Annotated in this window: 12 protein-coding genes; 3 read left to right on the top strand and 9 right to left on the bottom strand. The window is 71.9% G+C overall.

Features of this window, described 5'->3' with window-relative positions; all coding sequences use genetic code 11:
- Both JFN87_RS26370 and JFN87_RS26365 read right to left on the bottom strand, forming a co-directional pair.
- On the bottom strand, positions 1 to 887 hold an 887-nt coding region (locus tag JFN87_RS26370; protein ID WP_209343820.1), incomplete at its 3' end, for a serine/threonine-protein kinase.
- Positions 869 to 1,795 carry an oxygenase MpaB family protein gene (locus tag JFN87_RS26365; RefSeq protein ID WP_209343819.1) on the bottom strand — a complete coding sequence of 309 codons (927 nt, stop codon included), beginning with the start codon at positions 1,793 to 1,795 and terminating at the stop codon, positions 869 to 871. The genes JFN87_RS26370 and JFN87_RS26365, both read right to left, overlap by 19 nt.
- A gap of 159 nt (positions 1,796 to 1,954) precedes the next feature.
- On the opposite strand from JFN87_RS26365, the gene JFN87_RS26360 reads away from it, so the two are divergent.
- The gene (locus JFN87_RS26360; RefSeq protein WP_209343817.1) at positions 1,955 to 3,490 is read left to right on the top strand and encodes an ATP-dependent DNA ligase; all 1,536 of its coding nucleotides are present in this window, start codon (positions 1,955 to 1,957) and stop codon (positions 3,488 to 3,490) included.
- Positions 3,491 to 3,593: 103 nt separating this feature from the next.
- Here JFN87_RS26360 and JFN87_RS26355 read toward each other — a convergent pair whose 3' ends face one another.
- The 5 genes from JFN87_RS26355 to JFN87_RS26335 all read right to left on the bottom strand — a co-directional run bounded on the left by JFN87_RS26355 (position 3,594) and on the right by JFN87_RS26335 (position 10,116).
- Positions 3,594 to 4,589 (bottom strand): ROK family protein, encoded by a 996-nt coding sequence (locus JFN87_RS26355; RefSeq protein ID WP_209343822.1) that lies wholly within the window; start codon positions 4,587 to 4,589, stop codon positions 3,594 to 3,596.
- A gap of 32 nt (positions 4,590 to 4,621) precedes the next feature.
- The gene (locus JFN87_RS26350; RefSeq protein WP_209343814.1) at positions 4,622 to 6,322 is read right to left on the bottom strand and encodes a dipeptide ABC transporter ATP-binding protein; all 1,701 of its coding nucleotides are present in this window, start codon (positions 6,320 to 6,322) and stop codon (positions 4,622 to 4,624) included.
- A complete protein-coding gene (locus JFN87_RS26345; RefSeq protein WP_209343812.1) occupies positions 6,319 to 7,236 on the bottom strand; it encodes an ABC transporter permease in 918 nt (305 codons plus the stop codon). Before JFN87_RS26345 ends, JFN87_RS26350 begins: the two co-directional genes overlap by 4 nt.
- Positions 7,233 to 8,192: an ABC transporter permease gene (locus tag JFN87_RS26340; RefSeq protein WP_209343810.1), complete on the bottom strand. Its 960-nt coding sequence runs from the start codon at positions 8,190 to 8,192 to the stop codon at positions 7,233 to 7,235. Before JFN87_RS26340 ends, JFN87_RS26345 begins: the two co-directional genes overlap by 4 nt.
- 106 nt (positions 8,193 to 8,298) lie before the next feature.
- The gene (locus JFN87_RS26335) at positions 8,299 to 10,116 is read right to left on the bottom strand and encodes a peptide ABC transporter substrate-binding protein (protein WP_209343808.1); all 1,818 of its coding nucleotides are present in this window, start codon (positions 10,114 to 10,116) and stop codon (positions 8,299 to 8,301) included.
- Positions 10,117 to 10,421: 305 nt separating this feature from the next.
- Here JFN87_RS26335 and JFN87_RS26330 point away from each other — a divergent pair, with 305 nt between their 5' ends.
- Together JFN87_RS26330 and JFN87_RS26325 are read left to right on the top strand one after the other, a co-directional pair.
- Entirely contained in the window at positions 10,422 to 11,654 is a 1,233-nt protein-coding gene (locus tag JFN87_RS26330; protein WP_209343806.1) for an ROK family transcriptional regulator, read from the top strand.
- 94 nt (positions 11,655 to 11,748) lie between these two features.
- The gene (locus JFN87_RS26325) at positions 11,749 to 13,272 is read left to right on the top strand and encodes a M81 family metallopeptidase (protein WP_209343804.1); all 1,524 of its coding nucleotides are present in this window, start codon (positions 11,749 to 11,751) and stop codon (positions 13,270 to 13,272) included.
- A gap of 42 nt (positions 13,273 to 13,314) precedes the next feature.
- Here JFN87_RS26325 and JFN87_RS26320 read toward each other — a convergent pair whose 3' ends face one another.
- Positions 13,315 to 14,370 (bottom strand): phosphatidylinositol-specific phospholipase C domain-containing protein, encoded by a 1,056-nt coding sequence (locus JFN87_RS26320; protein WP_209343802.1) that lies wholly within the window; start codon positions 14,368 to 14,370, stop codon positions 13,315 to 13,317.
- Positions 14,371 to 14,508: 138 nt separating this feature from the next.
- Positions 14,509 to 15,815, bottom strand: a 1,307-nt coding sequence (locus JFN87_RS26315) for a potassium channel family protein (RefSeq protein ID WP_209343800.1), incomplete at its 5' end; no start/stop codon positions are given.

The raw sequence follows: 15,815 nt of genomic DNA, 5'->3' as shown, positions 1-15,815 counted from the left end.
GCCGGCGCCGCCCCGGCCGGTGCGGCGGGACGGCCTTCGGGCGTGCCCGGCGCGGCGAGCCTGCGCCGCAGTTCGGCCGCCTCGGCGGGCCGGTCGTCCGGTTCCTTGGCGAGCAGGTCGAGGATGAGCGAGTCGAGTTCACCGGGCAGCTCCGGGCGGTGCTCGCGGGGCGGCACCGGCCGCGTCTCGCGGTGGCCCACGATGACGGCCCAGGCGTCGCCGAGGTCGAACGGGGGTGCCCCGGTGGCGAGTTCATACAGGACGCAGCCGAGCGAGTACAGGTCGCTGCGGGGATCGACGTCGCCGCCCGCGATCTGCTCGGGCGACATGTAGTGCGGGGTGCCCATGGCCATGCCGGCGTTGGTGAGCTTGGACGTGAGGCCCACCTCCCGGCCGAGGCGCGCGATGCCGAAGTCGCAGATCTTCACGGTGCCGTCGGTGAGCCGCACGATGTTCGCGGGCTTCAGGTCGCGGTGCACGATGCCCTGGGCATGGGTGTACGCCAGGGCGTCGGCGACCTGGACGGTGATGTCGAGCACGTCGGCGACGGGCAACGGCCCGGCCCGGTCGGCGATGAGGCGCCCGAGGTCGTGGCCGTCGAGCAGCTCCATCACGAGGTAGAGCACGCCGTCGTCCTCGCCGAAGTCGTGCACGACGGTGACGCCGCGGTGCTGCAGCTGAGCGGCCACCCTGGCCTCGCGACGGAACCGCTCCCGCAGGACGCGGGTGTGCGCGGCGTCCTGCTCGGGGCCCAGCGGCTTGAGGCACTTGACGGCGACCAGCCTGCCGAGCGCCTCGTCGCGGGCGCGCCACACCTCGCCCATGCCGCCGCGCCCGATCAGTTCGAGCAGCCGGTAACGGCCCTGGATCAGCCTGGTTTCGGCCATGGCCCGCTGTCGCCCCCGTCGCTTCGCTGGTCGCCTCCCGGCCCCTCCAGTATGGCCGCGCCGCGGCGCACGGTGTACGGGTCGGGCCTGGCCGCGGGCCCGAGCCGGGCCACTGCCTTGAGGATGTGTTTCGGCGGCAGCTGCCACCGCACGGTGGACGGCACGAGCCGCAGCAGGTTGCCGGCGACGGTGAGCCTGCGGTCCACCGCGGCCGGCGCGGGCGCGGGCCGGCCGTACAGGGCGTGGGCGTAGGGCGGCAGCGCGTCGTACGCGAGTCCCGCGACCCTGCTCCACAGCAGGGCGCGTGCGGGGGCGAGCGGGGCGGGCACGGGCGGGTGGCGCAGGAAGCCGTCCACCTCGCGTGCCTCGGGGCCGCACGCGAGGCCGGGCGCCATCCGGCGGAGGTACGCGTCGAGTTCGGCCGCGGTGGCGGGCACGTCGGCCGGGCCGAGCCCGACGAGGCGGGCTCCGCGGCGCTGCTCGGCGACGTAGCGGTCGGCGGCCGCGTCGTCGACGGGCAGGCCTGAGCGGCGGGCGAGGCTGAGGTAGGAGTCGATCTCGGCGCAGTGCACCCACAGCAGCAGTCCGGGTTCGTCGACGCCGTAGCGTTCGCCGGTCGCCGGGTCGGTGGCCTTCAGGCGGCGGTGGATGGAGCGCACGCGCGCGCCGGCCTTCTCGGCGGCCGTGGTGGTGCCGTAGCTGGTGGCGGAGACGAACCGTGCGGTGCGCAGCAGTCTGCCCCAGGCGTCGTTCCTGAAGTCGCTGTTCTGCGTGACGCCGCGGACGGTGCGTGGGTGCAGGGCTTGCAGGTAGAGGGCGCGGATGCCGGCGATCCACATGATCGGGTCGCTGTGCAGCTGCCAGGTGACCGATTCGGGCCCGAACAGGCCGCTGTCGGTGTCCGCCATCGACTCTCCCCTGCCGTGTGCCATGTCCCGTGTGCCGCGTCCGCCTCGTCCGGGGCCGCCTCGTCCGGGGCCGCCGCCGGGGGCCCCGGCGGCCAGCGTACGACCCGCACGGCCCCGTCCACACGGCGGCCCGGCCGGGGCGCGGTGCATCATGGCCGCATGCTGCTGGCTCCGCTCGCACGTGTGTCAGGGGAGGTCGCCGGGACGTCGGCGAGGTCCCGCAAGATCGCGCTGATCGCGGAGGTGTTCCGCGACGCGGAGCCGGACGACGTGCCGGTGGTGATCGCGTACCTGGCGGGGCGGCTGCCGCAGGGGCGGATCGGCGTGGGCTGGAGCGCGCTCAAGGATCCGCCGCCGCCCGCGGACGAGCCGACGCTGACGCTGCGGGAGGTCGACGCCGCCTTCTCGGCGCTGGCCGCGGTCTCGGGCGCGGGCGCGCAGGCGCGACGGCGCCGGTTGGTGGGCGAGTTGCTCGGCGCGGCGACGGAGCGTGAGCAGCGCTTCCTCGTGGGGGTCGTCTCGGGCGAGGTGCGGCAGGGCGCGCTGGACGCGCTGGCGGTGGAGGCGCTCGCGGTGGCCGCGGGCGCGCCGCCCGCGGACGTGCGCAGGGCGGTCATGCTGGCAGGCGCCGTTGGGCCTGTGGCGGAGCGGCTGCTGTCGGAGGGGCCGGCCTCGCTGTCCGGGTTCGGGCTGACGGTGGGCGCCCCCGTGCTGCCCATGCTCGCGCGGACCGCCTCGTCGGTCGCGGACGCGGCGGAGCGGCTCGGCGGCTGCGCCGTGGAGGAGAAGCTCGACGGGATCAGGGTGCAGGTGCACCGTACGGGCGACACCGTGCGGGTGTTCACCAGGACGCTCGACGACATCACTCAGCGGCTGCCCGAGGTGGTGTCGGTGGCGCGCGGCCTCGACGGGGACGGGTTCGTGCTGGACGGCGAGGTGATCGCGTTCGGCGCGGACGGCAGGCCTCGGCCGTTCCAGGACGTGGCGGGCCGGGTCGGGTCGCGCAGCGACGTGCGGTCGGCCGCGGCCGCCGTGCCGCTGTCCGTGGTGTTCTTCGACATCCTCGCCGCCGGGGGCGAGGACCTGCTCGACCTGCCGTACACCGAGCGGCACGCGGCGCTGGCGCGGCTGGTGCCCGAGCCCGTGCGGGTGCGGCGCGTGGTGGTCGCGGACGGCGGCGGCGAGGCGGGGGCCGCTCAGGGCGAGGCGTTCCTGCGCGAGACGCTGGGGCGCGGGCACGAGGGCGTGGTGGTGAAGGGCCTCGACACGCCGTACAGCGCGGGCAGGCGCGGCGCGGGGTGGCTGAAGGTCAAGCCCGTGCACACGCTTGACCTGGTGGTGCTGGCGGCCGAGTGGGGGCACGGCAGGCGCACGGGGAAGCTGTCGAACCTGCATCTGGGGGCGCGCGGCGAGGACGGCTCGTTCGTGATGCTCGGCAAGACGTTCAAGGGCCTGACGGACGAGATGCTGGCGTGGCAGACGGCCCGGCTGGGCGAACTCGCGCTGTCCGACGACGGGTTCACCGTCGCGGTACGTCCCGAGCTGGTGGTCGAGATCGCGTACGACGGCCTGCAGCGCTCCACGCGCTACCCGGCGGGGGTCACGCTCCGGTTCGCGCGGGTCGCGCGCTACCGGGAGGACAAGCGTGCCGCGGACGCGGACACGGTGGAGACGGTGCTGGCCGCACACGCCTGACGGGGCGGGCGCGACCGGCGGCTCCCGCGGGCGCGGCACGGTGGCGCGTGCCGCGTCCGCCGGGGGCCGCTCACGTGCACCTGACGTGACAACGGCCGAGGACTCACTCGCGCAGGGACGCCGTGGCGCTCACCGGTACGTGCCCCTCCGCGGCGCCCGCGGCGCCCGGGGCCGCCGGGGTTGGCCCCGTACCGGCAGCCCTCAGTTCGGCACGGGCGCGTGAGGCGGCGCCGATGGCGACGGCACTGCTTCCCAGCGCCGCCCTGACCAGCGTGATCGGAGCGCCGCTGACGGGCGGTTCTGCCGCGAGATCCGCCAGGATCCGCGGTTCGAGCAGGTGCCAGGAGCCGCTGACGCCGCCGCCCACGACGACGGTCGTCACATCCGCCACACCCGCGACGATGAGGATGCCCCGGGCGAGTGCCGAGCCGGCGGCGTCGAACACGGCGAGCGCGTCGGGGTCGCCGCGGCCGGCCGCCGCGCCGACCTCCTTGGCGGTCCTGTCGTGGCCGGTCCGCTCCCGGTACCGGGCGGCGATGGAGCGGCCGGACGCCAGGGTCTCCAGGTGCCCGCGGCCGCCGCAGGTGCAGCGGATGTCCCCGAAGCCGGGAACATGGCCGATTTCCCCCGCTGCTCCGTGAGGGCCTTCGAAGAGCTCGCCGTCCAGCCAGAGCGCGCCGCCGACGCCGGTGCCGAGCGTGATGCCCAGCGCGTACGGTTCGCCGGCGACGGCGCCCCCCGAGGCCTCGCCGCGCAGGAACGCGTTGACGTCGTTGTCGAGAAACGCGGGGACGCCGAGTGCGGCCTCCACGGTCTTGGTGACCGCGAAGCCGGCCCAGTCGGTGAAGGAGTCGCTCGCGACGAGGATGTGCCCTCTTCGCGGGTCGACGACGCCCGCGGCGCCGACGCCGACTCCCGCCGGCCGTGCAGCGGGCCTCCTCGCGAGGAGGGCCCGGAGCGCGGTGAGGGCGGCGCGGAGCATGGCGTCGCCGCCCTCGGCCGCGGGCGTGGGGACTTCGGCGTGCTCCAGTACGTGGAGATCCTCCGTACAGAGCACGACCTGGGTGGTGGTCCCCCCGATGTCGATCCCCGCGTACAGGCCGAGCGTGGGCCGGTGGTGTTTCGACGGACTCACGCGACGGCGTCCGATCCGCCGGCGGCGGCCGCGAGGCGCTGTGCACGGCGCTGCCGCTGCCTCACCGGGTCCGCTACGGGCACGGCCGCCAGCAGCCTGCTCGTGTAGTCGGTCTCCGGGTGCATGAGGGTGGTTCTCGTGGACCCCTGCTCCTCGATGCGCCCGAGGCGCATGACGACGACGCGTTCGGCGAACTGCTGCACCACGGCCAGGTCGTGGGAGACGAACAGGCAGGCGAAACCGAGTTCGTCCTGGAGTTCGGTGATCACCTCGAGGACCGTCTCCTGGACGCTGACGTCGAGGGCGCTGGTGGGTTCGTCCGCGACGAGGAGCCGCGGGTCGAGGACGAGCGCCCTGGCGAGGCTGACGCGCTGGCGCTGGCCGCCCGACAGTTCACGCGGTGCGCGCTGGGCGAACGACCGTGGCAGGCGCACTCGTTCGAGGATCTCCCCGACACGTGACGCGCGTTCCCGCGCGGACATCCGGCCGCGGTGGACACGCAGCGGTTCCGCGATGCACTCGGCGACGGTCATGCGGGCGTCGAGCGAGGCGACCGGGTCCTGGAGGACGACACCGATGCCGGAGCGCATGGCGCGGCGGTCGCGCCTGCGCGTCTTGTGCAGGTCGGCGCCGAAGAGGTGCACCGCACCCTCCGAGGGGGTGATGAGGCCGAGCGCGACCCGGGCCGCGGTCGACTTGCCGGACCCCGACTCGCCCACGAGACCGACCGTCTCGCCGGGCCGCACGACGAGGGAGACTCCGTCGAGCGCGCGTACCGCCCGGCTGCCGCGGCCGAAGAGGACCGAGACGTCCCGAAGGTCCACGACGGGCTCCGGCGGGGCAGGGCTCTCCTGGACGCCGGCGCGTTCCGATCCCTGCTCGGCGACGGTGAGGCGCGGGACGGCGGCGAGCAGGCGCTTGGTGTAGTCGTGGGTGGGCCGCAGCAGGACGTCCTCGACGGTGCCCGTCTCGACGATCTCGCCCTTGAGCATGACGGCGACGCGGTCGGCGAAGTCGGCGACGACTCCCATGTTGTGGGTGACGAGGAGCACGGCGGTGCCCGAGCCGACGGTGAGGTCGCGCAGCAGGTCGAGGATTTCGGCCTGCACGGTGACGTCGAGCGCGGTGGTCGGCTCGTCGGCGATCAGCACCTTGGGGTCGTTGGCGATGGCCATCGCGATGACGACGCGCTGGCGTTGGCCGCCGGAGAGCTCGAAGGGAAAGGCGGATGCCCGGCGTTCCGGGTCGGGTATGCCGACCCGGCGCAGCAGGTCCACTGCCGCGGCGGCGGCCTCCTTGGCCGGTACGTCCCGGTGGTTGGTGATGACCTCGGCGATCTGGGCGCCGACCCGTGTGAGGGGGTCGAGCGCGGTGGCCGGTTCCTGGAACACCATGGAGACGGTGCTCCCCCGCAGGCGGGCGAGGTCGGACTCGGTGGCGCCGACGACGTCCTCGCCGTCGACCGAGGCGCCGCCGGTGGCGCGCGCGTTGCCGGGCAGCAGTCCGATCGACGCCAGTGCGACGGTCGACTTGCCGGAGCCGGACTCGCCGACAAGGGCGAGCGTCTCGCCGGGGCGCACCTGGAGCGTCACCCCGCGCACGGCGGGCACCTCGCCGGTCTCGGTCGTGAAGGTCACACCCAGGTCCCGGAGTTCGAGTATCGGCTCCGCGGCAGCGGAGCGTTCCGCGTTGGTCATCCGCGTCCCCTCACGTCGAAAGCGTCCCGCAGGCCGTCGCCGATGGCGTTGAACGCGCAGACCACGAGGATGATGGCGAGGCCGGGCGGCAGGATGAGCCACCAGCGGCCGGAGTAGGCGGCGGTCAGGCCCGCCGACAGCATCCCGCCCCAGTCGGTGGCGGGCGGCTGTGCGCCGAGTCCCAGGTAGGACACGTACGCGACGAGCAGGATCGCGTCGGCCACCTGGAAGGTCGCGGCGACGACGATGGTGGAGATCGAGTTCGGCAGGATGTGCCGGCCGATGGCGCGGGTGTGCCCGCCGCCGATCGCTCGCAGGGTGAGGACGTAGTCCCGGTTCTTCAGTGTGAGTGTCTCGGCGCGGATGAGGCGGGAGGGCACCAGCCAGGACACGAAGCCGATGATCACGATGAGCCCGGAAACGCCCGGGTTCGAGATGGCCGAGATGACCAGCAGGATGAACAGCGCGGGGATCGCGATGCCCGCGTCGACGACGCGCATCATCGTCGCGTCGACCCAGCCGCCCGCGTATCCGGCCGCGGCGCCCCACAGCGTGCCGATGACCGTGGCGAGGACGCCGGCGGCGAGGCCGACAAGCAGCGACACCTTGCCTCCGAACATCAGGCGGCCCAGTTCGTCGTGGCCGACGGCGTCCGTGCCGAGCAGGTGGCTGCCGCTCGGTGCCAGGTTCACCTGGTGCAGCAGGGTGTGTGTCTGATCGGTCGAGTAGAGGAACGGCCCGACGAAGCAGAACAGGAAGAACAGGACCACGACCACGAGCCCGATGACGGCGAGCCGGTTCCGTGTGAACCTGCGCACCGCGAGGCGCAGACCCGTGACCCCCGCCGTCTCGGGATCCGTTTCGGTGGACGCCCCTGTGCCGGGCGCCTGGCCCGGCTGCAGCACGGCGCTCATGAGCGGCCTTCCTTCACTCGTGGATCGATGATCCGCTGCACGATGTCGGCGAGCAGTGTGCCGACGACGGTCGCGAGCGCGATGACCAGGACGCATCCGAGCAGCACCGGATAGTCGGACGACTGGGCGGCCGACCAGAACAGGAGCCCCATCCCCGGATAGTTGAAGAGCTGCTCGACGACCAGTGATCCGCCGAAGACGACCGGCACGTAGTACCCGAGCATGGCCACCACGGACGTGAGGGAGTTGCGGAACACGTGACGCCACAGCAGGGAGCGCGCACGCGAACCCCCGGCCCGCGCCGTGCGGACGTAGTCCTCGGAGAGGTTCTCCAGGGTGGCAGCGCGCATGTAGCGGCTGAAGACGGCGACCATGGAGGCCGCACCCGCGACCACGGGCAGCACGAGGCCCTGGGGCGTGGCGAAGACCTGGCCGAGTGTGTCGCCCTGGGGTGCCTGCGGTGGGAAGAGCGGCAGAAGCTGGCTGAACACCAGGACCAGGATGAGGCCGAGGAAGTAGACAGGCGTCGAGTAGGCGATGAAGCTGAGCGTGGTGGCGACGTAGTCGACGGGCTTGTTGCGTCGCACGGCCTGCCACATGCCGAGCGGGATGGCCAGCAGCAGGCCGACGATCGCCGACAGGACCGTCAGCACGAGCGTCTTCGGCAGGCGCTGCACGATGAGTTGTGCCACCGGTTCGTTCAGTGTGTACGAGGTGCCGAGGTCTCCGTGCACCAGGCGGCCGAGGTAGTAGACGTATTGCAGGGGCAGCGGCTTGTCGAGGCCCTGGTCGTGGTTGAAGGCCGCGAGTTGCTGGGCGGAGGCCTGGGGTCCGAGGATGCCGCGGGCCGGGCCGCCGGGCAGTGCGTGCAGCAGGCAGAACACCACGATCGTGACGATGAAGATCACGACGATGGCCTGCAGGACACGCCTGGTCAGGTAGAGGAAGGTCGTCATGTGTAGTCCGGCCGGTTCGGTTGGGGGGAACGGGGCGGGCGGTGCCCGGGGGGCCGCGAGGGCGCCGGCCCGCTCGCGAGCGGGCCGGCGCCGTCGGACGCGATCGTCACTTGCCGGTCCACTTCCACTGCTGGGGGTGGAAGTTGGCGAGTGAGTCCTGGGCGAAGCCGCCGAGCCCCTTCTTGATCACCGAGATCTGGTAATCGGGCTCGGGCAGCCAGACGACGGGCAGGTCCTTGGCGAGCGCGGCGCTGTACTGCTGCACCGCCTCGTTGGTCGACGACGTCGTCGACGCGCTGATCAGCTTGTCGACCGACGGGTTCGAGTAGTTGCCGAAGTTCGAGCCGCCCTTGGTCTGGAAGAGCGAGTCACCGGTCGGGAAGGCCGGGAAGTACCAGCTGCCCGCGGTGCCGAAGAACGACAGCTGCCACTTGCAGATGGACTGCGACGCGGTGCACTGCGGGGTCTGTGAGAGGACCGAGTTGACGGGCGCCGTCTTGATGTCGAACTTGATGCCGGTCTTCTCGAGGGAGGACTGGATCGCGCTCATCATGTTGTCGGTGACCGGCGAACCGGACTGCGACAGCACCTTCATCTCGAACTTCGTGCCCTTGGCGACACCTTCGCCGCACTGCGAGGAGGACGAGCCCGGGCTGGTGCACACCATGACACCGCCCTGCTCCGACCAGCCGTGCGCGGTGAGGAGCGCCTTGGCCTTGGCGGTCGAGAACGGGTAGGGGTTGCCCTTCTGGACCGACGAGACGAAGTCGGACGCCTCGGCGGTGGGGATCGGTCCGTAGCCGGGGACGGCGGTGCCGTTGAAGATGACCTTGGCGAGGCTGGCCTGGTCGATCGACTCCTGGATCGCCTGCCGTGCGTACAGCTGCTTGAACACCGGGCCCATGGTCGGGTTGTTGAAGTTGTACGGCATGTAGGTGATGGCCCAGCCGGTCCACGGCTTGACGTCATAGCCGAGGTTGGTGAACGACGACTTCTGGTCGAGTTCGCCGGCGTTGATGTAGCCGTAGTCGACCTGGCCGGAACGCAGTGCGTTCTCCTCGGCGTCCGTGGTGGTGAACGGGAGGAGGTTGACCGTCGGTATGTTGGCCTTCTCGCCGCCGTCGTACTTCTTGTTGGCGGTGAGGACGACCTTGCCCGCGGTCGAGAAGGACTTGAGGGTGTAGGGGCCGTCGACGGTCTTCCACAGCGGGTTGGTCGCGTAGGCCGATATGTCCTTGGCGGCGTTGTTGAGGTACTTCCACACCTGCTTGGCGCCGGCCGTGGTCTCGTCCGCGTTGGACACCTTGCCGGACGCGGAGGTCTTGTCCCATGCGTGCTGCGGCATCGGGATGATGAGGGGCAGTTCGTTGGCGAGCATCCACTGGGGGTTGTACGCCTTGTCGAACGTGATCGTGAAGTGGGTGTCGTCGGCGATCTTGAGTGAGGTCCAGTTGTCGGGTGCCTGACCCTTGTTGTAGCTGGCCCACTGGTCCTTGTTGGCCTTGATGACGTTGTAGAAGAACTGGACGTCGCGGGAGGTGACGGGCTTGCCGTCGCTCCAGTGCCGGTTCCCCAGTGTGATCGTGACGCTCTTGCCGTCCTTGGCGAAGTCGGCCGCGGTCGCCAGCGAAGCCTTCTTGTTCCACTGGATCGAGCCGGTGGAGCCGTCGTACGCGATCAGTGGTTCCCAGAGGGCCGCGATGATCGAGTTGTTGTTGGTGTTGAGGTGGGCGGCGGTACCGAGCGGAAGGATCCAGTTCGGTGTGAAGTTGGCCGGCAGCGCATAGTTGATCTTGTCGGGCGTCGCTGACGCGGAATTACCGCCGCTCGACCCACTGCACCCCGCGACCAGCGCGGCCGCGGAGGCGGCGGCGCCCGCGGTAAGTGCCCAGCGGCGACGTTGCCGCAGACGAGCAGAAAGCATGACTCTCCTCAAGGTGAAACGGCCCGCCCGGTCCCACCCGGAGCGGGAGACGTCGCGGCAGGGGCGCTTGGGAGAGCAGTCAAAGCCGACCGTGCCGAAAAAACAAATGCTGTTTCGTAAAAAATAGGTTTCTTTTGAAATGAAAAAAGAGTCGAGTGTGGTGTGCTTGCCTCGCCGATCGCCCCACCTGGTCAATGTTTGCGCCACACTGCCCGGGTTTCCTCGTGTGACGTGCGTCACAAACGCCTGCCGGTGCCGAGCGTAGTGTCACCTCCAACATTCCCCTGCCGGAAGTAACTTCATCCATGTCTGACGTAAGTGCACCGCACTGGAGCGGTGACGGAGGTGCACGGCCGCTCGCCTCGCGCGTCCTCGAACTCATCGCCTCCGGGCAGGCCGTGACGCGCACGGAGCTGGCGGGCCGACTCGGTGTGGCGCCGTCGACGATCTCGATCACGGTCAGCCAGCTCGTGGAGCGCGGACTCGTGGCGGAGCAAGGGACACGCGCCTCCGGTGGCGGACGCCCGCGCAAGGTCCTGCGGCTCGGCGGGGCCGACGAGTTCGCCCTGGCCGCCGATGTCGGCGGCCGGCACGCCCGCGTCGGCGTCGTCCAGCCGGGTGGGCGACTGACCGATGTCTCGACGGTCCCCCTGGCGATCGCGGACGGCCCCGAGGCCGCGCTGACCCGGCTCGCGGACACACTGGAGACACTGGCCGCGCAGCACGGCGGCAGAACGCTCAGGGGCGTCGGTGTGTCCCTGCCCGGTCCCGTGGACGCGTCGTCCGGCGTCGTGACCCTTCCCTCCCGCATGCCGGGCTGGAACAAGTTCCCCGTGGGCCCCTGGCTGACCGAACGGTTCGGGGTCCCGGCGGCCGTGGACAACGACGCCAACTGCATGGCCGTGGGCGAGTACGCCACCCATCCCGACCGGTACCGCCAGACGATCATGGTGAAGATCGGGTCGGCCATCGGTGCGGGAATCATCGTGGACGGCCGGCTCCACCGCGGTGCCACCGGGGCCGCGGGCGACATAACCCACGTGCGTATCGACGCCGCCGGGGACATCCCGTGTTCCTGCGGAAACAGCGGCTGCCTGGAGACCGTGGCGTCCGGGGCGGCTCTGGTCAGGATCCTCCAGGAGCGCGGCGCCGGCGTCGGCTCGATCGAGGACGTCGTACGCCTCGCGTCCGACGCGGACCCGACGGCGACGAGCGCCGTGCGCCGCGCCGGGCGGTACCTCGGCCAGGTGCTCGCGGCGAACGTCAACTTCTTCAACCCGGACGCCGTCTACCTGGGCGGCATCCTGTCCACGCTGGAACCGCTGGTCGCCGCCGTGCGCAGTCAGCTGTACGAGGCGTGCCACCCGCTCATCACCGAGCACCTGACCATCCAGCGGGCGAGCCTCGGAGTGGACGCGGGACTGTTCGGAGCAGGCCAGTTCGCGCTCCAGCACGCGGTGCGCCTGGCGTACGGGAGCGCGGCGGAGGGCGCTCCCGGCCCCGGCATCCCGCGCCCGGCCGGGACGACGCTGGGCTGACGGCGCAGCCGCCAGGACACACTCCGCGCGGGCCCACTGCCCGTCGCGGAGACAAAATCACACCCGATCGCACACGCGTGCCCCCGGAGGAGCCATGCCACGTCCCCGCAAGCCCGTCGCCCGTCCCGTCATCGCCATCGCGGGACTCGGCATCGAGTCGTCCACCTTCTCCCCCGCGCGCACCGAGGCACCGGCCTTCCACCCGCTGCGCGGTGAAGGGGTCCTGACCCGCTACCCCTTCCTCGCTCCCGGGGAGCCGCTGACGGAAGCCGCCGACTGGCGCGGTGCCCTCGTCGGCAAGTCACTGCCCGGTGGGCAGGTCACCGCAGAGGCCTTCGCCTCCCTGTCGGACGAGTTGATCGAGCGCCTGGCGGCAATGCCCGCGCTGGACGGCCTCTGGTACGACATCCACGGCGCCATGACCGTCGAGGGCATCGACGACGCAGAGGCACTGCTGCTCGCACGCATCCGCGAGACCGTGGGCCCCGAGGTGATCGTGTCGACCTCCATGGACCTGCACGGCAACGTCTCCCGCGAACTGGCCCACGGCAGCGACCTGATCACCTGCTACCGGATGGCACCGCACGAGGACTTCATGGAGACCAAGGAGCGTGCCGCCCGCAACCTCGTCGACCTGCTCACCTCGGGTGCACCCCGTCCGGTCAAGGCGTGGGTCCCGGTGCCCGTGCTGCTCGCCGGCGAGCAGACCTCCACCCGGATCGAGCCCGCGAAGAGCGTCTACGCGAAGGTTCCCGAGGTGGAGGCCACCGAAGGCGTGATCGACGCGGCGATCTGGGTCGGCTATGCCTGGGCCGACGAGCCGCGCAACCGCGCGGTCGTCGTGGTGACCGGGCAGGACGTGGCGGCTGTCTCGGCGGGCGCGGAGCGGCTGGCGCGCGCCTTCTACGAGGCGCGCGAGGACTTCGCGTTCGTGGCGCCGACCGGCACGCTCGACGCGTGCCTCGACGACGCCCTGGCCTCCCCCGACCGCCCCTACTTCATCAGCGACTCCGGTGACAACCCGACGGCCGGCGGCGCGGGTGACGTCACCTGGGGCCTGGAACGTGTGCTGGCGCGCCCGGAGTTCACGGACCCCTCGGGCCCGAAGGTGATCTACGCCTCGGTGCCGGGCGCCGCGGCGATCGCGGTGGCAGAGGCGGCGGGCGTCGGCGCGAGCGTGACCGTCACGGCGGGCGCCGAGGTGGACGACCGGCACTCGGGCCCCCTCACCGTGACCGGTGTGGTCCACGCGATCAGGCAGGGCGACCGTGACGCCGGGACCGAGGTCGTCCTGCGGGTGGGCAGTGTGTACGCGATCCTCACGAAGCGGCGCAAGCCGTACCACCACGAGCACGACTTCACCGACCTCGACCTCGACCCGCGCGGCGCCGACATCGTCATCGTCAAGATCGGCTACCTCGAACCCGAGCTCTTCGACATGTCGGCCGGCTGGAAGCTGGCACTGACACCGGGCGGCGTCGACCAGGACCTGGTGCGCCTCGGCCACCACCGCATCCGCCGTCCGATGTTCCCGTTCGACCGGCACATGGCGGAGCCGGACCTGACGGCCCGCATCATCTCCCCCTCGGACGAACCGCTCTCCGGTACGGACGAGTGACTCGGCGCGGCACGGTGGCACCGTGCCGCGCCGTCGCGGCCACTACTGGGCGGCGCCGCGCGCGACGACCGCGGAGTCGACGGCCGGCAGGCCCCGCCAGTCGGCGGACACGATGCTGGCGTGGTCCTTGGCGAGCAGGTCGAGGCGGTCCCTGGCCTGCTGCTGCGTGGGGTTCGTCCCGTCGATGGCCGGTGCGACGTTCTGTGCGTCGGTCAGGATGACGAAGTAGTGGTTGCGGTCGTACCAGTCGAGGTCGATGCCGTTCGTCACGAACCCGTTGGCGTCGGTGTCGAAAAACACGAACCACGGGCGCAGTGACGTGTCCGCGTAGCGGGTGCGCGGGTCGCCAGGCGCGGTGACGGTGTGTACGGCGGGGAAGGCGGTGGCCTGCGCCAGGTTGCCGGCGGCCTGCAGGTCGCGCAGGTACGTCGCGTACTCCCGGTCGGTCCACAGTGTGTCGAAGGGGTTCTGCTCCTCGACCGTGCCGGGGATGAGCTCGATGACGAACTTGCCCGCCAGCTGGTCGCGGGTCGGCCAGGCGTCGCCCTTCGCGGCGGCGTCGAGGGTGGCGTAGCGGCCCGCGGTGAGGTCGGCGGGGCTGAAGACCGAGTCGCCGAGTTTGCCGCGCACGAGGGCGTCGAAGTCGGCAGGTCCGCGGCCCTTGTTGGCGAGGAAGCCGTCCTTCATCTCCACCTTGACGACGACGGGCGGGTGGCCGGGGTGCGCGTCGCTCCAGGTCCTGAGGTCGGTGAGGCAGCCGGCCAGGTCCTTGTTGGTGGAGCCGGACGTCAGCCCCGCGACGGTGGTGGAGCCCGTGCAGTTGTTGTGGTTGCCGACGGGGTCGTGCGAGACGCGGAAGGCGGGCCCCACGAGGTTGGTCCACGTGTCGATCTCGACCATGCCGGTGCCGGTGTCGAGGCCGTTCGCGAGGTAGGGGAAGGCGGCGGGGTCGTATGTGTTGTGTATGCCGACGGCCGTCGAGCGGGAGTACGGGAGCTGCCGCACGTCCGAGGCCGAGGCCGGCGAGGCGAGCAGGAACAAGAGTGCCGCGGCGCCCGCGGTGGCGGCTGTGGCGACGTTGCGGAGGGATCTGGCCATGGGGGTGCGTCCTCCCGGATGCATGAGTGGGGGCATGCCAAGCACCAAGGAGATTAGGCCAGTTCGGTGTCCTGCGGGAGGACGCCTCCTTACGGGACGCCTCCTTGCGGGACGCCTCCTTGTGGGCGGCACGCCCCGCTACAGCCGGGACGCCCTGCGGCCTACGAGGTCCGCGAGCCCGCGCCGCGTGACCGCCACCACGGCACGGTCGCCGGCCCGCAGGACGTAGTCGTCAGGCGGCGCGGGGACGCCGGCGGGCTCGCGCCCGTCACTCCGCTCGACGGCGACGACCCGGCACATGCCGGCCCTGAACACCTCGCCCACGGTGCGCCCTTCGAGCCGTGGCTGCCCCTCGACGCCGAGAGTCGCGACGAGCAGCACACGGCGCTCCACGGGGATCGCACCGACGATCTGACGCCCCAGCATGGCGGCGGCGAAGGCGGGTGCGGCGAGTGCCGACACGCTGCGGCTGCGGGTCCCCGCGGCCGGGTAGGCGGCGCGCATCGTGCGGTAGACCGCGGTCGCGAACTCGTCGTCGTACAGGCGCAGCGCGACCCGCAGGCCCGGCGCGAGCGACCGCGCGTAGAGCACGGCCTCCAGGTTGGTGGTGTCCTTGCTGGTGAGCGCGAGCAGCGCCTCGGCCCGTTCGATGCCGGCGGCCTCCAGGACGCCCTCCTGGGTGACGTCGCCGATGACGGTCGGCACCCGCAGCCTGCGGGCGGTGGCGACGCCTCGCGCGGCCGGGTCGGACTCGACGCACACCACGGGCACACGCAAGGCGCACAGCTCGTGCAGCACTCGGCCGCCGATCTTGCCGAGCCCGAGGAGCACCACGTGGCCGGACATTCCGCGGCGCGGCCGGCGTAGCGACGACGCCGTGCGGAAGGTGCCGAACACTTCGAGGACCGCGGCCGTCACCAGTGGGAGCAGGAGCAGTCCGGCGAATCCGGCGAGCAGTTGGAGGACCTGGCGTTCGGCGGACTCGTGCAGCGCGGGGTCGTCGATGGCGAACAGGTCGAGCAGGACGAGGTAGCAGGCGGCGAGCGGTGTGGTGCCCGTGGTGAGCCAGGTGGTGGTGGCGAGGGCGAGCACGGCCGCGACGATGCCCGCGAAGGACCAGCGCACCTGCCGCGAGAAGATGGCCGCGAGCGGTGCGCCGCGTCCGGCCCTGCGCGCGGTGTCCTGCCGCGCGGTCTCCACCACTTCGAGTACGACCCTGCCGCGGTCGTCCGCGGCGGCCACCGCGGCCGCGTCGGGCAGCAGTTCCGGGCTCTCGTGCCCGTGGAAGAACGTGCCGGCGGCGGTGGGCCCGTTCCCCAGCAGCGCGAGGGTCGCGAGCGCGGGCGTGGCGGCCCCGCCGGCAGGATCTCCACCCTCGGCGGGCGCGGCGCGCTCCACCGCGCGCAGCAGCACGCCGCCCGCCGCGACGGCCCTGCTGGTGCCGG

The sequence above is a fragment of the Streptomyces montanisoli genome (assembly GCF_017813245.1).
GTDB classification, from domain to species: domain Bacteria; phylum Actinomycetota; class Actinomycetes; order Streptomycetales; family Streptomycetaceae; genus Streptomyces; species Streptomyces montanisoli.
The sequence above is the reverse complement of the archived record's forward strand: the minus strand, read 5'-3'. Positions and strand labels throughout refer to the sequence as shown.